This window comes from Streptomyces sp. NPDC058864 (assembly GCF_042742985.1).
Classification (GTDB): Bacteria; Actinomycetota; Actinomycetes; order Streptomycetales; family Streptomycetaceae; genus Actinacidiphila.
Map to the genome: position 1 here is coordinate 33,488 of NZ_JBHYMQ010000064.1, position 17,014 is coordinate 50,501.

16 protein-coding genes are annotated in these 17,014 nt (G+C 73.4%); 5 read left to right on the forward strand and 11 right to left on the reverse strand.

Translation table 11 applies throughout. The features are described 5' to 3' along the window. Window positions 1–4: 4 nt before the first annotated feature. The 3 genes from ACFW3D_RS33265 to ACFW3D_RS33275 all read right to left on the reverse strand — a co-directional run bounded on the left by ACFW3D_RS33265 (window position 5) and on the right by ACFW3D_RS33275 (window position 2,090). Entirely contained in the window at window positions 5–928 is a 924-nt protein-coding gene (locus ACFW3D_RS33265; protein WP_500510675.1) for an RNA polymerase sigma-70 factor, read from the reverse strand. 26 nt (window positions 929–954) lie between these two features. Beyond that, on the reverse strand, window positions 955–1,428 hold the full coding sequence (locus tag ACFW3D_RS33270) for a carboxymuconolactone decarboxylase family protein (protein WP_500510677.1): 474 nt from the start codon (window positions 1,426–1,428) through the stop codon (window positions 955–957). Window positions 1,429–1,649: 221 nt separating this feature from the next. After that, window positions 1,650–2,090 carry a VOC family protein gene (locus tag ACFW3D_RS33275; protein ID WP_500510679.1) on the reverse strand — a complete coding sequence of 147 codons (441 nt, stop codon included), beginning with the start codon at window positions 2,088–2,090 and terminating at the stop codon, window positions 1,650–1,652. Window positions 2,091–2,234: 144 nt separating this feature from the next. Here ACFW3D_RS33275 and ACFW3D_RS33280 point away from each other — a divergent pair, with 144 nt between their 5' ends. Further along, window positions 2,235–2,897 carry a DUF2238 domain-containing protein gene (locus ACFW3D_RS33280; protein WP_500510681.1) on the forward strand — a complete coding sequence of 221 codons (663 nt, stop codon included), beginning with the start codon at window positions 2,235–2,237 and terminating at the stop codon, window positions 2,895–2,897. Here the strand turns inward: ACFW3D_RS33280 and ACFW3D_RS33285 are convergent. The 3 genes from ACFW3D_RS33285 to ACFW3D_RS33295 all read right to left on the reverse strand — a co-directional run bounded on the left by ACFW3D_RS33285 (window position 2,884) and on the right by ACFW3D_RS33295 (window position 6,096). After that, window positions 2,884–4,110 carry a cytochrome P450 family protein gene (locus ACFW3D_RS33285; RefSeq protein ID WP_500510683.1) on the reverse strand — a complete coding sequence of 409 codons (1,227 nt, stop codon included), beginning with the start codon at window positions 4,108–4,110 and terminating at the stop codon, window positions 2,884–2,886. The genes ACFW3D_RS33280 and ACFW3D_RS33285 overlap by 14 nt on opposite strands. A gap of 98 nt (window positions 4,111–4,208) precedes the next feature. After that, the gene (locus ACFW3D_RS33290; protein ID WP_500510685.1) at window positions 4,209–4,925 is read right to left on the reverse strand and encodes an SDR family oxidoreductase; all 717 of its coding nucleotides are present in this window, start codon (window positions 4,923–4,925) and stop codon (window positions 4,209–4,211) included. 310 nt (window positions 4,926–5,235) lie between these two features. Further along, window positions 5,236–6,096 carry a DUF427 domain-containing protein gene (locus ACFW3D_RS33295; RefSeq protein ID WP_500510687.1) on the reverse strand — a complete coding sequence of 287 codons (861 nt, stop codon included), beginning with the start codon at window positions 6,094–6,096 and terminating at the stop codon, window positions 5,236–5,238. A 188-nt stretch (window positions 6,097–6,284) separates the two neighbouring features. On the opposite strand from ACFW3D_RS33295, the gene ACFW3D_RS33300 reads away from it, so the two are divergent. After that, window positions 6,285–6,893 (forward strand): CGNR zinc finger domain-containing protein, encoded by a 609-nt coding sequence (locus ACFW3D_RS33300; RefSeq protein ID WP_500510689.1) that lies wholly within the window; start codon window positions 6,285–6,287, stop codon window positions 6,891–6,893. A 23-nt stretch (window positions 6,894–6,916) separates the two neighbouring features. On the opposite strand, the gene ACFW3D_RS33305 is transcribed toward ACFW3D_RS33300, so the two are convergent. The 3 genes from ACFW3D_RS33305 to ACFW3D_RS33315 form a co-directional block, all read right to left on the reverse strand. Then, a complete protein-coding gene (locus ACFW3D_RS33305; RefSeq protein ID WP_500510691.1) occupies window positions 6,917–7,786 on the reverse strand; it encodes an alpha/beta fold hydrolase in 870 nt (289 codons plus the stop codon). Window positions 7,787–7,863: 77 nt separating this feature from the next. Next, window positions 7,864–8,769 carry a LysR family transcriptional regulator gene (locus ACFW3D_RS33310; RefSeq protein ID WP_500510693.1) on the reverse strand — a complete coding sequence of 302 codons (906 nt, stop codon included), beginning with the start codon at window positions 8,767–8,769 and terminating at the stop codon, window positions 7,864–7,866. A 9-nt stretch (window positions 8,770–8,778) separates the two neighbouring features. Then, window positions 8,779–9,267 (reverse strand): VOC family protein, encoded by a 489-nt coding sequence (locus ACFW3D_RS33315; protein ID WP_500510695.1) that lies wholly within the window; start codon window positions 9,265–9,267, stop codon window positions 8,779–8,781. Window positions 9,268–9,420: 153 nt separating this feature from the next. Between ACFW3D_RS33315 and ACFW3D_RS33320 the strand changes: the two genes are divergently transcribed. Then, complete coding sequence (locus ACFW3D_RS33320) at window positions 9,421–10,128, forward strand: TMEM175 family protein (RefSeq protein ID WP_500510697.1); 708 nt, start codon at window positions 9,421–9,423, stop codon at window positions 10,126–10,128. Window positions 10,129–10,143: 15 nt separating this feature from the next. Here ACFW3D_RS33320 and ACFW3D_RS33325 read toward each other — a convergent pair whose 3' ends face one another. Beyond that, a complete protein-coding gene (locus ACFW3D_RS33325; protein ID WP_500510699.1) occupies window positions 10,144–10,935 on the reverse strand; it encodes a DUF4232 domain-containing protein in 792 nt (263 codons plus the stop codon). Between the two features lie 104 nt (window positions 10,936–11,039). Then, window positions 11,040–12,434 carry a serine/threonine-protein kinase gene (locus tag ACFW3D_RS33330; protein WP_500510701.1) on the reverse strand — a complete coding sequence of 465 codons (1,395 nt, stop codon included), beginning with the start codon at window positions 12,432–12,434 and terminating at the stop codon, window positions 11,040–11,042. A gap of 9 nt (window positions 12,435–12,443) precedes the next feature. Between ACFW3D_RS33330 and ACFW3D_RS33335 the strand changes: the two genes are divergently transcribed. Together ACFW3D_RS33335 and ACFW3D_RS33340 are read left to right on the forward strand one after the other, a co-directional pair. Further along, complete coding sequence (locus ACFW3D_RS33335) at window positions 12,444–13,031, forward strand: RNA polymerase sigma factor (RefSeq protein ID WP_500510703.1); 588 nt, start codon at window positions 12,444–12,446, stop codon at window positions 13,029–13,031. Between the two features lie 133 nt (window positions 13,032–13,164). Then, a complete protein-coding gene (locus tag ACFW3D_RS33340; RefSeq protein WP_500510705.1) occupies window positions 13,165–16,968 on the forward strand; it encodes a Kelch repeat-containing protein in 3,804 nt (1,267 codons plus the stop codon). Window positions 16,969–17,014: the final 46 nt, after the last annotated feature.

Here is a 17,014-nt window from a genome sequence, read left to right on the forward strand (position 1 = left end):
CGGGTCAGGTCCCCCGCCGGCGGGCCAGCTGCACCTCCCGGTGGATCGCCCAGGCGTCGGCGACCGGGCCGAGATGGCCGAGCTTGTCGGGGTTGAGCACCGTGCGGACGGCCTGGATCCGCCCGTCGAGCACGTCGAGGGCGAGAGTGTGCAGGACCCTGCCGTCCCGGTCGCGGAAGATCGCCCCCGGCTCGCCGTTGACCTCGTGCGCCTCGAACGTCACGTCCACCCGGAGCAGCAGGGGGAAGACCGTGCCCAGCACGCGGGCCACGTTCTCCGCGCCCACGACGGCCCGCGCCAGCTGCGGGGTCCTGCCGCCGCCGTCCCCGACCAGTTGCACGTCGGCGGCGAGCAGTTCGCGCAGCGCGTCCACGTCGCCGTCCCTCAGCGCGTCGAAGAACCGCCGGGCCAGCTCCTGCCGCGCCGCGTGGTCCGCCTCGAACCGCGGCCGTCCGGCCTCCATGTGCCGGCGCGCCCGCACCGCGAGCTGACGGCACGCCGCCTCCGAGCGCCCCACCGCCCTTGCGACCTCGTCGAAGCCGAAGCCGAACACCTCCCGCAGCACGAACACCGACCGTTCGAGCGGGCTGAGCCGCTCCAGCAGCAGGAGCGCGGCCATCGACACCGAGTCGGCGAGCTCCGCGGACCGCGCCGGATCCTGGTACGGGTCGCTCAGCAGCGGCTCGGGGAACCACGGCCCGACGTACTCCTCCCGCCGCACCCGCGCGGAGCGCAGCACGTCGATCGAGACACGCGTCACCGCCGCCGACAGGAACGCCTTCGTCGACACCGGCCGGGTGGACGAGGCGTCGAAGCGCAGCCACGTCTCCTGCACCGCGTCCTCGGCCTCGCCCACGCTGCCCAGGATCCGGTACGCGATCGAGAACAGCAGCGGCCGCAGCTCCTGGAATTCCTCCACCTTGCTCACGCGCGATCCCCTTCCCCCGGTCCCGGTCAGTGGAACCGGCCCGGCTCGTAGTCACCCGCCGGCTGCCGGCTGATGATGTTCAGCCGGTTCACCGCGTTCATGAAGGAGACGAGCAGGACCAGGGCGGTGAGCTGCTCACGGTCGAAGTGCCGGGCGGCGCGCTCCCACACCGGGTCGCCGACCCCGGTGCCGGCGTCCGCGACCCGGGTGCCCTCCTCCGCCAGCTCCAGCGCGGCACGCTCGGCCTCGGTGAAGACCGTGGCCTCCCGCCATGCCGCGACCAGGTGCAGGCGCACCGGGGTCTCGCCCGCGGCGGCGGCCTCCTTGGTGTGCATGTCGATGCAGGCGGCGCAGCCGTTGATCTGGCTGACCCGCAGCGCCACGAGTTCCTGCGTCGCGGCCGGCAGCGACGACTCCTTGAACGCCTTGCCCACCGCCATGAAGTGCTTGAGGGCCCGGCCCGCGGTCGGATCGGCGAAGTAGTCCAGTCGCGCGTCCATGATGTGCTCCTCCTGTGTCCCGCGTGCTCGTCCGTGGTCGTCCACGGCTCACCCCTTGGGACGAGGCAGCCCGGGCCGCAGTGACACGGCCCGGTGTGATCCGGCTCTCACGACGGGGTCTTCCCCCCGGCCCGACACCGTCCGCCCGCGGAATCCCCGGGCTCGCGCGACATGCGTCAAGCGGTGCCGGCCGTCGACACGCTCCGCGCGGCAGGACCGCGTCAGCCGATCTGTTCGGCGAGCGCGACGATGATGCCCGCGGGGCCGCGCAGGTAGCAGAGCCGGAAGATGTTCTCGTACCGGGCCACCTCGCCGAGGATTTCGGCGCCGTGGGCGCGCAGGCGTGCGATGGTGTCGTCGATGTCGTCGACGGCGAACATGACGCGATGCAGGCCCAGCGTGTTCGGCGGGGGGTTCCGCGGCTCGGCGTCGGCCGGCGCGGGGGCGTGGTACTTGGTCAGCTCCAGCTTGCTGTGGCCGTCCGGGGTCCGCATCACCGCGATGTCGCTGCGGACGCCGTCGAGTCCGACGGTGCGGTCCGCGAAGAGGCCTTCGATCCGGGCCCTGCCTTCCACCTCCATGCCGAGCTCGGTGAAGAAGGCGACGGCCGCGTCCAGATCGTCGACGACGACGGCGACGTTGTCCATCCGCAGAACAGTCATGTGTCCGAGCCTAACGACTCGATACGCGGCAGCGCGGGGTCGGCCGCGGCAGCAGGCCACCCGGTGCGCGGAGTCCCGCCCCCACGAAGGCGTGAGTAGGCGTACTCATGCGCCCGCGTACCGCGCCCCGCGACCCTATGGGGCATGACTGACCTCACCGTCCCCGTCCGGCGTGTCGGCCTGCCCGTGCTCGCCGCCGCCTTCGCGCTCGCCGCCCTGGTGGTGTCCGGGATCCAGCCCCGGGACCGCGGCACATGGGTGCTGGAGACCTTCTGGATCACGATCGGGCTGCCGCTCGCGGTGGCCCTGCGCCGCCGGTTCCCGCTGACCGGGCTGCTATGCCTGCTGCTGGCCCTGCACACCCTGGTCCTGTCGGTGGGCGGCCACTACACCTACGCCCAGGTTCCGTTCGGGGAGTGGCTGCGGGACGCCCTGGACCTGTCGCGCAACCCGTACGACCGGATCGGGCACCTCATGCAGGGCTTCGTGCCCGCCGTGCTGGTCCGCGAGATCCTCGTCCGCACCTCCCCGCTGCGCGGCAGCCGGTGGCTCGCGCCGCTGACCGTGTGCGCCTGCATGGCGTTCAGCGCGTTCTTCGAACTGCTGGAATGGTGGGCCGCGTTGATCGGCGGGGACGCCGCGGACGCGTTCCTCGCCACACAGGGGGACGTCTGGGACACCCAGTGGGACATGTTCTGTGCCCTGGTCGGCGCCGTGCTGTCGCTGCTGCTGCTCAGCAGGGTGCACGACCGCCAACTGGACGTGCTCGCACCGCGCGGGGCCGGGCCGCGGCTCAGCCGAGGGTGACCGGGAGCCGGGTGTGCCCGTTGGAGATGAACGACATCACCGGCTCCAGCGCGCCGGGTTCCGCGGCGAGCGCCATCGCGGGGTGGCGGGCGAAGAGCGCCGGAAGGGCGACGGCGGCCTCCAGCCGGGCCAGCGGGGCGCCGAGGCAGTGGTGCACGCCGTGGCCGAAGGCGAGGTGGCCCTTGTCGGTGCGGGTCACGTCGAAGTCGTCGGCGGTCGGGCCGTGCCGGGCGGGGTCCCGGCCGGCGGCGGCGTACGAGGCGAGGATCGCGTCGCCCTTGGCGATGGTCGTCCCCGCCACGTGGATGTCCTCCACCGCGTAGCGCAGGGGCAGATGCGCGACGGGCGCGTCCAGGCGCAGGCTCTCCTCGATGACGTCGTCCCAGCCGGCCCGCCCGGCGCGGACGGCGTCGAGCTGTGCCGGGGAGGTCAGGAGGGCGAAGCAGGCGTTGTCGAGGAGGTTCACCGTCGTCTCGTGCCCGGCGGCGACGACCAGCAGCAGCGTGTCGACGACCTCGGCACGGGTGAGGTGCTCGTCGTCCTCCTCGGTGGCGATCAGGGCGCTGGTCAGGTCGTCGCCGGGCTGCCGGGTGCGCAGTGCCACCAGTTCGTCCAGCAGCGCGTACGTGTTCCGGTGGTTCGCCGCGGCCGCCTCGGCGCCGAGAGAGGTGTTGAAGATGTTGTCGATGCACGACCGGAGTCCGGTGGCCATCGCACCCCCGGGCACGCCCATCAGCTCGGTGACGACCCGCACGGGGACCGGATACGCGAAGTGCGCGCGGAGGTCGGTGACCCCGTCGCGCGCGGCGGCGGGCAGTTCGTCCAGTACGGTGTCGACGATCCGCTCGATCCGCGGGCGCAGCGCCGCGGTGCGGCGCGCGGTGAACGCGGGTGCCACCAACTGCCGCAGCCGCCTGTGGTCGTCGCCGTAGGCGGTGAACATGTTGGTCACCGACACCCATGCGTACAGCGGCCACTGCGGGGTGATCCCGCCCGACGCGAAGCGCGGCCAGTGCCGGCGGGAGTCCTTGGACACCCGGGGGTCGGTGAGCAGGCGCTCCAGTGCCTCCTGGCTGTTCACCGACCATGCCTCCACGCCGCCCGGCAGCAGCACCTTCGTCACCGGGCCGCGGGCACGCAGCACGGCGCTCTCGCCGTGCAGGGTCCGTCCGCTCGGGTCGAGGACGAAGGGGGTCTGCCGCCGGTCGGTCATCGCCGGGCCTTTCGCGTGGAAGTGGTGGAAGGGGTGGGTCCCCAGGGAGAGTCCGGTCGTCGGGGCCCGTGCGTTCCGGGACGCGGGGGGCGGGCGGTTCACACCAGGGGCTGGCCGCCGTCGACGGCGAGGCAGACCCCGGTCATGAACGTGTTGGTCATCGCGAACACCACGGCCTGGGCGACGTCCTGCGGCGTGCCGATCCGCCGTGCGGGATTGCTTCCGGAAAGGCGGGCGAAGAGTTCGGACTTGCCCGTGTCGCCCAGCCCGTCCCACGCGCCGGTGTCGATGGTGCCCGGGGACACGGCGTTGACGCGGATCGGGGCGAGCTCCACGGCCAGCGACCGGGTGACGGTGTTGACCGAGCCGTTCGTCGCGGCGACGGCGAGGAAGCCCGGGTCGGGTTCGAGGGCCGCGACGCCCGAGAACAGGACGAAGGAACCGTCCGCGGGCATGCGCGGGGCGAAGTGCTTGGCCAGCATGATCGGTCCGACCACCTTGGTGCGGAAGGACAGGACGATCGCCTCGGGCGTCAGCTCGGACAGCTTTCCGCGGGCCCGGGCGGACGCCGTGGAGACCACGTGGTCGACGCTGCCGAGGTCCTCGGCGAGCGCCGCGATCGATTCCTCGTCGGTGAGGTCGACCTGCCGCACGGTCACGTCCGTGCCCTTGTAGGCGTCCTCGAGGTCGTCCGGCGTCCGCCCGGCGGCGACGACCCGGGCGCCCTCGGCGCGCGCCGCCCCGGCGACCGCCCGGGCGATGCCGCTGCCACGGCCCACCACCAGCACCGTCCGGTCCTGCAGAGAAGCTGACATGGGACTCTCCCTCGGTCTTTTCGCGTGCGGAACCTTGTTCCGGCCCAGGACGGGGTCGAGGGCCTGTCGTCAAATTCCCGCCTGCCCCGCGCCGCTCCCCCAGCTCCGCTGGGAGGTGCCCCCAGGCACGGCGCCTTCCTGCGTTGTCGAATCGTCCGAGTAGCCCACTACGAGGACGACTCTCCGCCTTGCGATGCACCGCACTGGGGGCACCTCCCAGCGCAAGCTGGGGGAGCCGCGGGGCCCGCCCTCCGGGCGGTGGGGGTCCCTCCCAGCGGTAGCTGGGGGAGCCGATTTGACGACAGGCCCTCTAGCGACTGCGGACCTCGTCGGTGTCCAGTCCGCGGTCCACGCCGTGCGGGACGACCTGCTGACCCGGTTCCGGTTCCAGCCGCTTGCCGTCCAGGGTGACCTCGACCCTGTCCGGCTCGAAGGACACCAGGTCGTCGACACGGCGGACCTCCGGGTAGGCGTTGCGGTACGACCACGCCGCCTTCCGGACCGCGCCGATGTCGTAGTAGTCGGCGAGCCCCTTGTACGGGCAGAAGGTGCGGCCCGCGACAGGGGTCAGCGCCGACTGGTCGACGTCCGCGCGCGGCACGTACCACCGGGGTGCGAAGCCCGACTCGTACAGCACCACGGGGTGCTCGCAGCGGGCCACGACGCGGCCCTCGGAGCGGACCTCCAGCGTGCGGGAGGTGTTGCGGATGTCGATGCGGTGGTAGGCGTCGGCGGCGTGTCCGAGGATGCGGTCGTCCTCCTCGTAGAAGGCGTCCATCGCCCGCCAGGCGAAGGCGATCCGCCCCTCGAGGTCGGCGGCGTGCTCCGGGAGCGCGACGAGTTCCCAGGCGGCACGCTCGGTCATCCGGCCGCCCGCCCGTACGGCGAACCAGGCCGTGTCGCCGAGGTCCTTGTGCCGCGTGACGTGGTCACCGGCGACCAGCGCCTCCGGCAGGACGTCGGAGTGCGGGAAGTAGGCGACCGGGTAGCGGCCCGGCTCGTGGAGCAGCACCACGTCCTCGCTGTCGGCGATCCACTCGCCGGCGAACCTGACCCTCATGCGGCGTCGCAGGCGCTCGGCGAAGAGCATCCGCTCCGGGAGCGGACCGGGCACCAGGAAGTGCCCGATCCGGGTCGTGGAGAGCGGCCCCTGCTGCCAGGACAGTCCCATGGCTCTTCCTTCCTCGTGGGCCGTTGTAATGCTCTCTTCGACGCTAGGACCGTTAGTGGTACGGAACAAGCGATCGGGGATTCGTCTTTTGGATGCGACCACCCCGTAAATCGACGGTCCGGGATTCCGCTGGAGTTCCGCTGGAAGTTCGGCTGGATCGGCGGCGCCCTAATGGATATTTTTGACGCGTGAGCGTTCCTGTGGGAATCGACGAGCTGCAGGCCGCGGGCTTTCCGATGGGCGGCGAGCCCCTGGTCGTGCTGGACCTCGCCGACACCGTCATGACCGCCCGCCGGCCGGCCGTCGACCTGCTCGGGCCCCCTGCCGCGGCCGCCGCCTGGTGGGCCATCCAGGCGAGGAGGCTGCCGCCGGGACCGGCTCCCGATCCGGTGGCGACCCGCAGGCTCCGCGCGGCCGTCCGGGAGGCCTTCGATTCCCATCTCGAGGGACGGCCCGTGGACCCCGCCGCGGTGGAGGACATCAACGCCGCCGCCTCCTCCGCGCCCGTCAGCCCCCGGCTCGTCGTCACCGGCGAGGGACTGCGGGAGGCCGCCAGGCGGCACACCGAGTACGGGGGGAACGCCGCCCTCGCCGTGATCGCGGCCGAGGCCGTCGGGCTGCTGGGCAGCCCCGACCGGCTGCGGCTGCTGCGGCGCTGCGCCAACCCGGAGTGCTCGATGCTGTTCCTGGCCGGGAACCGGCGCCGCAAATGGTGCGCCGGCAACATCTGCGGCAACCGGACCCGGGTGGCCCGCCACTACGAACGCAGCCGTGCGGGGCGTACCCCGGCCGGTTGAGCGGCCGGACGGCGATCCGCGGTTCAGGTCAGGACCCGGCCCAGGAAGCCCCGGATGTACTCCGCGACGGTGTCCAGGTGGCTCTCCAGCGCGAAGTGGCCGGACTCCAGCAGATGGACCTCGGCGTCGGGCAGGTCCCGCAGGAAGGCGCGGGCGCCGTCGGGCCCGAAGATCTCGTCGCGCTCGCCCCAGACGGCCAGCAGCGGGACCCGGGAGTCCCTGAAGTACGCGTGGACCGCGGGGTAGGCCTCGACGTTGCGCGGGTAGTCGCGGAACAGGCTGAGCTGGATCCCGTCGTTGCCGGGCCGGTCCAGGAGCGCCTGGTCGTGGACCCAGTTGTCGGGACTGACCAGGCTGGGGTCGTCCACCCCGTTCAGGTACTGCCAGCGCGTGACCTCCAGGGTGAGCGCGCCGCGCACCGCCGCCTCGGTATCGGGGTTCGGGTCCTTGGCGTAGGCGAACAGCCCGTCCCAGAAGGGCCTGGCGAAGCCCTCCGTGTACGCGTTGCCGCTCTGGCTGACGATCGCGGTGATCCGCCGCGGGTCCGCCAGCGCCAGCCGCCATCCGATGGGGGCGCCGTAGTCCTGCACGTACATGGCGAAGCGGTCCACGCCGAGCTGTTCGAGCAGGCCGGAGGTGACCTCGGTGAGGGCGTCGAAGGTGTACGGGAAGTCCGTCACCGCGGGCATGGCCGACTGGCCGAAGCCTATGTGGTCGGGGGCGATCACGCGGTAGCGGTCGGCGAGGGCGGGGAGCAGGTTCCGGAACATGTGCGAGCTCGTCGGGAATCCGTGGAGCAGTACGAGGGCGGGGGCCGCGGGGTCACCGGCCTCGCGGTGGAAGACGTCCAGGCCGTTGACCGTGGTGGTGCGGTAGTGGACGGTGCCGGTCATGTCTGACCTCCTCGGGCGCTGCGATCGGTTGTTCGTGTGTGCGGGGCGGGAACCGGCGGACGGCGGGGCCGGGGGGACTACGCGGTCGGCAGCGCGGCGGCGGTGTCCACGGTGGGGAGCCCCCGGCTGCGCAGGTCGGTGACGAACCGCCGGACCAGGGCGTCCGAGGGCGTCAGCGTGAGCGCCACGATGTCGCGGTGCACACGGGGCTCCAGCCGCCGGACGACCGCCGTGGGGCGGCCGGCCAGGGCCGACACCGGAACCAGGCTCACCCCCATGCCCGCTCCCGCGAGCTGGGCGGCGGTGCGGGGGCTGTGCGTCCGCAGCACGGGGCTCAGGGTGACCTGGTGCGAGGCGGCGAACCGGTCGACCCAGACCGCCATCCCGTTGCCAGGGTCGTAGTGCACGAAGGGCTCGCCGGCGAGCTCCCCGACCGTGACGGATTCCCGCGAGGCGAACGGATGGGTGGGGAAGGTGGCGACCACCATCTCCTCGCGGCCCAGCACCTCGGTGTGGGCCGTGGTCGCGGTGGGTTCCGGTCCCACGACCAGGTCGGTGGCGCCGTTCATCAGGTGCTCCACCATGCGGTCGGCACTGGTGAACTCCGCCAGTTCCAGTCGTACCCCGGGCCGGCGTGCGCGCCAGCGCCGCAGCACCGGCACCAGCAGCCAGGCGGTCATGGTCTCCGCGCAGGCGATCCGCAGCCGTCCGCCGCTGCCCGCGCCGACCTGCCGTCCGATCCGGACGGCCCGGGCCGCGGCCTCCAGGGCGATCCGCGCCTCTTCGGCCGCGGCGCGGCCGGCCGCCGTCACCCGTACCCCGCGGGCCAGCCGCTCGACGACGGGGGTGCCGAGTTCCCGCTCCAGCGCCGCGATCTGGTGCGAGAGCGCCGGCTGGGACATGTGCAGGGAGGCCGCGGCCCGCGTGACCGAACCCTCGTCGACCAAGGCCACCAGGCACTCCAGCGCCCGCAGTGTCGCCATATGTAAAATCTATCCGAACTGTGCGAAACGTACATAATCCGAAAACGGCCCGGCGTGCGGTGACGCGCCTCGGGGGTTCAGGCCGCCCTGTGGAATCCGCGCTCCTGCACGATCCAGGTGTTGCCGTCCGGGTCGGCGAAGTCGACGAAACTGGCGTAGTCGCGGCGCCCGGGGTCCACCCCGGGCCGGAAACCGCCCTTCCAGTCCTCGACGGGCCACTTGTGCCGCGGCTCCCCGCTCCGTCAGTTCCCGGCGGGCCCGCTCGACGTCACCGACGACCAGGTGGAGGTTGCGCAGCGACCCCGGGACGGCATCGGTGAGCCCGACGCCGATCTGCACCGAGCACGCGGATCCGGGCGGCGTCAGCTGCACGACGCGGAAATCGCCGGCGGGCGCGTAGTCCACGTCGAGGGAGAACCCGGCCCGCTCCGTGTAGAACGCCAGGGACCGGTCGACGTCGGCGACCGGAACGATGACGACCTCAAGGCTGTAGTCCATCACTCCATCGTTGATCAACACCCCCGGAATCCGCCACCGATGGGGCATGCGCACCTCGAATGCCCAACGAAGAAGAAGGGAATCCCACGCGGGCTACCGACATGCTGCGCGACCTCTGATCACCCCCCGTACCCCGGCCCATACGATCAGACCATGCCAAACCCACCGGATCGTGACGTTCCGTCAAGCCCGGCCACCGACGACGGCCTGCGCCTGTCGGACACCAGCCGGGTCGAGGGCTTCAGCGACGCCGTCTTCGCCATCGTGATCACCCTGCTCGTCCTCGACCTCTACGATCCGCACCACGGGTCGGGCGAACTCGTGCCGGGGCTCCTCGGCAACTGGCCCGCCTACGTGGCCTTCCTCGTCTCGTTCGTCTACGTCGGCGTCATCTGGCTCAACCACCACGGGCTGTTCCGGCGGATCCGGCACATGGACGTCGGTCTGCTGTGGATCAACCTCGCCATCCTCTTCAGCGCCGTCATCGTGCCCTTCCCCACGGCGGTGCTCGGGGACGCGTTCGGCGAGGCGGGGAGCCCCCACGACCGGCGCGTGGCGGTCGTCCTGTACGCGCTGGTGGCGGCCGTGATGTCGGCTCCGTGGTGGGGGGTGTTCAGCTATCTGCGCGACCATCCGGAACTGCTGGAAACCGGTGTGTCGCCCCGCTACCTCCAGTCGCAGAGGATCCGGCCGCTGACCGGCCTCGTCCTGTACGTGGTCTGCGGCATCGGCGGGTGGTTCGTCGCCCCGGCCGTCGGCCTGGTGTGCATCGCCGTGGTGATCCTCTACCACGCCCTCACCAGCGAGGGCCTCCACGAAGGCCCGCTCGGCCGGCTCTTCGGGGCCGTCGGACGGAGATGAGCCGCGCCGTCCCCGTCACGCGGGTCCGGCGCCCGGCTGGAACGGGCCGAGGCGGGGCACGGACGCCTTGCCGGTGTTGGAGACCTCGCCGCCGGTCCACGGCACCTTCAGGGACGCGGTCTCGTCCGGCGGGGTGACCATCACCGCCGCCGGGGTCACCGTGGTCACGCCCGTGATGGCCGGGTTGGAGAAGGACATCGCCGACCAGGCGCTCGCGCCGGGCGCCAGCGAGACCCGCCGCGGTGACTGCCCCGTGGCGCGCTCCGGGTCGACGGTCACCTGCTCGCCGGCGGCGTTGACGAAGGCCACGCCCGGGAAACCGCGGACCGTGCAGGTGCGACCGGAACGGTTGGTGAGGACGATCGGGAAGTTCTCCTGGCCCGCGCCGGGGTCGTTGCGGCCGATCGAGGCACTGAGGTCCGAGGTGTGGCAGCGCCCACCGGCCTGCGGTGGCTCGCCGGTGTGGCCGGACGAGGAGCCGGACGAGGAGGGTGTCGTGGATGCGGCGGGGGCCGAGGCGGGGGTCTCCCCGGAAGGCTTGGCGGAGGACGCCGGGTCCCCGCTCGCCAGGTCCCCGCTCACCGGACCGGCCGAGCCGGGCAGCGTCCGCGGGGCGCTCGCGGTCTCCTTCCCGCCGCTGTCGCCGCAGCCGGTGAGCACCGCCGCCAGGACGAGCCCGCCCACGAGCAACGGCACCGGCCCGCCCGCGCGGGTGAGCCGGCCGGTGGTGCGTCGGCTGCGGCGGTTCGGCAGCGCGCACCCGCCGCACCGTTCGGTGGGCATCGCCTCGTGCTCGGCCACGTTCATGTCTCTCTCCTCCCCGGCAGGCCGCGGGGGCCTCTCGCCGGACGGCATCCCGTACTCCCGGTGAGATGCGCCGTGGGCGGCGGAAGTTCTCCTCGATCGGTGTCTCACCCGGTGATCCGCAGACCGCCGAGGACATCATCGGTCAGGTCGGGTCCGCCGGCCTGCCGGATCTGCACGTACACCTGGGGCTGCGCGGCACCCGCCCGGGTGAGGCTGATCTCGTCCAGAGACCCGCCGGCCGCGCCGCAGCCGGTCCAGTGACGGACCCGGCCGCTCCAGCCCGGCGCCCCTTCGCTCGCGTAGCCGCGGCTGCCCCGGTAGCGGCAGCCGCCGTGCCGGACCGCACCCACCCGGGCGGTGAGATCGCCGCGCTCGCTCAGTCCGACGAACACGCCGTCCACCCCGGAGCCGAGGTCCTGCCACCTCGCCACGTCCGAGGCGATCAGCAGGGCGGGCTCATGGGCGTCGGCAAGCCGCAGCGCCCGGGGGCTCCAGCCGCCGCGGACGAGTTCCCTGCCCCATCCCGCGGGGACCTGCACCCGGATCCGGTCGGTGGCGTCGCTCACCACCGTCGGCGGCGGGGTCCGCGGCGCGCCGGAACGTGAGGCGGCAAGACCGGCGCCGCCGGCCGCGAGCACCGCGGCGCACAGGGCGATGACGAGGGTCCGCCCACGCCGCCGGCGCGGCCGGCTCTCCACGTGGCCGGCCGACCGGGCGGCCAGCGCGTCCAGTTCCTCGGCGAACCGCGACGCGCTCGGCCAGCGCTTGCGCCGGTCCGGCTCCAGGGCGCGCAGCACCGCCCGCTCCACGGGAGAAGGGAGGTCCGGGCGCAACCGGCGGGGCCGGACGACCTTCCCCGCGGGGCCCGGCACCGATCCCGTGACCAGGTGGTACAGCAGGGCCCCCAGTCCGTACACGTCGGCGCGCACGTCGATGCCCCCGTCCGGGCGGGCCTGTTCGGGCGCCATGTAACCGGCCGAACCGGCGGCCATCGTCAGGCCGGAGGCCTGGGCGAGCGCCTTGGCCAGACCAAGATCGGCCACGAGCACCCGCTCCTGCCCCTCCCCGGTCCCGCTGATCAGCACATTGGACGGCTTGATGTCACGGTGCACGACACCCGCCTCGTGCAGCGCCGCGACACCGCGGGCGGCCTCCGCCGTCAGCCGCAGCGCCTCCGGCAGCGGTGGCCGTCCCTGGGCGAGGAGGTCGCCCAGGGTGCCGCCGTCGGCGTACTCCATGACGAAGTAGGGCCGCTCGTCGGGCAGTTCCCCGATGTCGAAGACCTGCACCAGACGGCTGGACGCGGCCTTGCGCAGCAGCCGGGCCTCGGAGAGGAAGCGCTCGCGCAGATCCATGCGGTACGCCCAGTTCTCCGCCATCACCTTGACGGCGACCGGCGCGTCGAGCGAGTCGTCATGGGCCAGCCACACCATGGCGAACGCCCCGGAACCGACAGGTCGCACCAGCCGGTAACGGCCTATCTGCTGAGGTGGGGGCATGTGCCTATCATGCACCGACCCCGACAAGGACCGAGGAGGACCCCTGTGACGCCCGCCCAGGAGACGGAGGAGTTCGCCGCGCGGGCGGCGGCCGGGGACGCCGCGGCGCTGGACCTGCTCCTCGCCCGGATCCGGCCCGAGGTCCTGCGTCGCTGCGGCCGCTTCCTGCCCCACCGCGAGGACGCGGAGGAGGCCGCCCAGGACGTCCTCTTCCAAGTCGCCCGCAGCATCCGCACCTTCGAGGGGCGCAGCCTCTTCCACACCTGGCTGTACACGGTCGTCGCCAACTGCGCCCGCCAGAAGTACCGGGAGCTCAAACGACGGCACGCCGAGCGGCCCCTCTCCGCGGCCGAGGCCGACACGCCCGACCCCCGCAGGACCAGCGTGGTCGCGGGGACCCGGCTCGACCTGCTGGAGGCCCTCGACCGGCTGGAGGGCGTCAGCCCCGAACTGGTCGCCCCGCTGGTGTACCGCGACATCTGCCAGATGGAGTACCGGGAGATCGAGGAGCGCCTCGGCATCCCGCTCGGAACGGTGAAGTCGCGCCTGCACAAGGCGCGCAGGCAGGTACGGCAGTGGCTGGTGGACACGGCCTGACGGGCACGGGACCGCGGTGCGTGCGAAATTCCCCCGCCGTGCGCGGAACTTGTCCCGGACTTCGCGCGACTCACCCATCCGGGGGCGGTGTGTGCCGCCGCCCGAAGATGCCGACAGGAGTTGCGTTTTGTCCATGTTCCCGAGCCGTCCGCCCCGCCGGCGCAGACGGCCGTCCCTCGGCGCCGGTCTGCTGAGCGTCGCCTTCCTGGCCGCGTTCGGCGCCGCTCCTGCCCCGGCCCAGGCCGCGGAGGGCGGGCGCAGCACGGCGCCCGCGTCCGCACCCGCCGCGCCGGGTCACGTCGAGCCGCTCTGCGGTACGCCCGAGCCGCACGAGTTCGCCTGCTTCGGCCTGCGGCGCACCGACCTCCCCGCGCACAAGGGCCTGCGGGCGGCCGGGGAGGACCCGGAGGGCTTCGGCCCCGCCGACCTGCGCAGCGCCTACGGCCTGCCCGCCGACGGCGGGGCGGGCCGGACCATCGCCGTCGTCGACGCCTTCGACAACCCGGACGCCGAAGCCGACCTCGCCGTCTACCGGGCGCAGTACGGACTGCCCGCCTGCACCACCGCCAACGGCTGCTTCACCAAGGCCGACCAGCGCGGCGGCACCCACTACCCCGACCCCGACCCCGGCTGGGCCGGGGAGATCTCCCTCGACCTGGACATGGTCTCCGCCGTCGCCCCGAACGCCCGGATCCTGCTCGTCGAGGCCGACTCCGCCGGCGTCGACGACCTGGGCGCCGCCGTCGACCAGGCCGTGGCGCTCGGCGCGGGCTACGTCTCCAACTCCTACGGCTCCAACTACGCGTTCCTCCCCGAGGACCCCGGCGAGTCCGCGGCCGACGTCCACTACGACCACCCCGGCGTCGCCGTGGTCGCCTCCTCCGGTGACTCCCGCTACGGCGTCGCCTACCCGGCCGCGTCCCCGCACGTGACCGCGGTCGGCGGCACCACCCTCACCCGGGACGCGGGTACCGCCCGGGGCTGGTCGGAGTCGGTGTGGGACCACGACGGGGCCGGCACCGGTTCCGGTTGCTCCCGCTACGAGCCCAAGCCCGCGTTCCAGGAGGACACCGGCTGCCCCGGACGCACCGTCGCCGACGTCTCCGCCGTGGCCGACCCGGCCACCGGTGTCGCCGTCTACGACGGCTACAACGGCGGCGGCTGGGGCGTGGCGGGCGGCACCAGCGCCTCCGCGCCGATCATCGCGGGCGTCTACGCCGCAGCGGACGCCCCGGTCGCCGGAACGTACCCCAACACCTACCCGTACGCCCAGGGCGGCCCCGGACTGCACGACGTCACCGCGGGCGCCAACGGCCGCTGCTCCCCGGCGTACCTGTGCACCGCGGGCGCCGGCTACGACGGACCCACCGGCCTGGGCACCCCGAACGGCACGGGTGCCTTCCGCATGGGGCCGCACGGCACCGTGACGGGCACGGTCACCGACCGGCGCAGCGGCTCGCCCCTGCCCGGGGCCGTGGTCACGGCGGGCATCTTCCGCGCCACCACCGACGCCCGCGGCCGCTACACACTGCCGCTGCCCGCCGGCCGGCACGACGTCCGGGTCGAGGCGTACGGCTACGCGCCCGGCGAGGCCGCGGACGTCGACGTCACCGACGGCGCCGCCGTCCCCCGGGACGTCACCCTGCGCAAACTGGCGACCCACCGGGTGTCGGGCACCGTCAGCGACGGATCGGGGCACGGCTGGCCGCTCCACGCGAAGATCACCGTGGACGGCGTTCCGGGCGCCCCGGTCTGGTCCGACGCCTACACCGGCGCGTACCGCCTCGACCTGCCCGAGAACCACACCTACACCCTCCGTGTCGTCGGCGACGACTCCCACTACCGGTCCCTGGTACGGCAGGTGACGGTGGGCACCGCCGACCGGGAGCTGCGGCTGGCGCTGCCCGCGGACACCTGGGCGACCGCCGACCCCGCCTACCGCCTGACGGTGCGCACCGTCGACACCCAGCCCTTCGACTCCGCGGCCGGGGCGCCAGAGGGCTGGAGCGTCGCCGACGCCCCCGGCACCGCCCGCGGCTGGGCGTTCGACGATCCGGGCGCCCGGGGCAACACCACCGGCGGCTCCGGGGCGTTCGCGGTCGCCGACAACGACCACGCCGGCTGGGACACCGCACTGGACACCCAACTCATCAGCCCTGTCTACGACTTCACCGGCAAGGGCGATCCCGCACTGGCCTTCGCCACGGACTACGAGGGTTCCGCGGAGCAGCGCGGCGACGTCGACGTCAGCGACGACGGAGGCAGGACCTGGACGACGGTGTGGCACCAGGACCAGCTGTGGAGCAGCGGCCGCGTGGAGGTCCCGCTGACCGCCTACGCCGGCGAGCGGGCCGTGCGACTGCGCTTCCACTTCACCGGTCCCGGCATGCTGTGGGCCGTCGACGACGTGACGGTGACCCGGCGGATCCTCACCCCCGTCCCCGGGGGAGTGGTCACCGGCACCGTCACCGACGCCAACACCGGACGGGGACTGGTCGCCGCCGTGGTGCGCACCGGCGCCCACGCCTCGGCGCAGACCACCGCCACCACCGGCGACCCGCGCACCGGGGACGGCCTCTACCGCCTCTTCGTCCCGGGCGGCGGCAGCCGGGCGGTCACCACCGCCAAGCCCGCCTACCGGACGGCCTCGCGCTCCGTGACCGTCCGTCCGGACCGGGTCGTCAAGGCATCCTTCGCCCTCGCGGCGGGACGGCTGTCGCTCGGCACCGCCCGGATCGACGTCACCACCGCGTCCGGCGGCAAGGCCGTCCGGAAGGTGACCGTCCGCAACACCGGCACCGCTCCCGCCACGCTCCGCATCGGCGAGCGCACCGGCACCGGCCCGGGCTCCGCACCTCCCGCCGGCGCCTGGCGCACGCTGCCGGACCTCCCCGTCCCGGTGATGGACAACGCCGTGGAGACCGATCGCGGCCGGCTCTACTCCGCGCTCGGCTCCGACGGCCCCACCCCCACCGCGGACCTGTACGTCTACGACCCCGCGGTGGGCACCTGGACCCGCGGCGCCCCGGCGCCCGAGCCCAGGCAGGCCACCGCCCACGGGATCATCGGCGGCCGCCTCTACACCGTCGGCGGCTGGGGCCCGCAGGAGACGGTCAGCAGCACCCTGCAGGTCTACGACACGGTGCGGAACACCTGGGCGAAGGGCCCGGCCGTCCCCGAGGGCCACTACGGTGCGGCGGGCGCAGTCCTCGACGGGCGGCTGTACGTCGTCGGCGGCTGCACCAACACCGACTGCGCGGGCACCGTGTACGTCTTCGACCCGGCCTCCGGCCGGTGGACCAGGGCCGCGGACTACCCGCAGTCGATCGGCTGGACCTCCTGCGGCGCCATCAGCGGCAGGCTCTACTGTGCGGGAGGCACCCACGAGTACGTGGAGACGTCAGCGGCCTACGTCTACGACCCGGCCTCCGACGGCTGGCAGCCCGTCGCGGACATGCCCGTGGGCCTGGCGACCTCCGCCTATACCTCGGCGAACGGGCGGCTCCTGGTGTCCGGCGGATTCAAGAGGGTCGGCGTCAACAGGGTCCTGACCCCGGAGGGGTACGCCTACGACCCCGGCAGCGACACCTGGACGCCGCTGCCCCGCACAGCGACCGCCGTCTACCGTGGCGGCGGCGCCCCGGGCATGTACCGGGTGGGCGGCAGCGACCAGAGCCGTTTCCCCGTGCCGGTGGCCACCGTGGAGGAACTGCCGGGCTGGGACGGGACCGAGACGGACGTGGGCTGGCTCACGGAGAGCCCGGTCCGGCTGACCCTGCGGCCCGGTGAGCGGGCGACGTTCACCGTCCGGGCGGACGCCCACGGCTTCCGCGGTCCGCAGGACCGCACGGCGTCCCTGGTGATGCGCAGCGACACGCCGTACTGGCTGCCGCCGGTCCCGGTGGCGCTGCACGTCACGAGGGGACGCGCCTCGTAGCGCCGGCGGCCCCACGCCCGCGCCCCCGGGCGGACCGGAGTCCGCC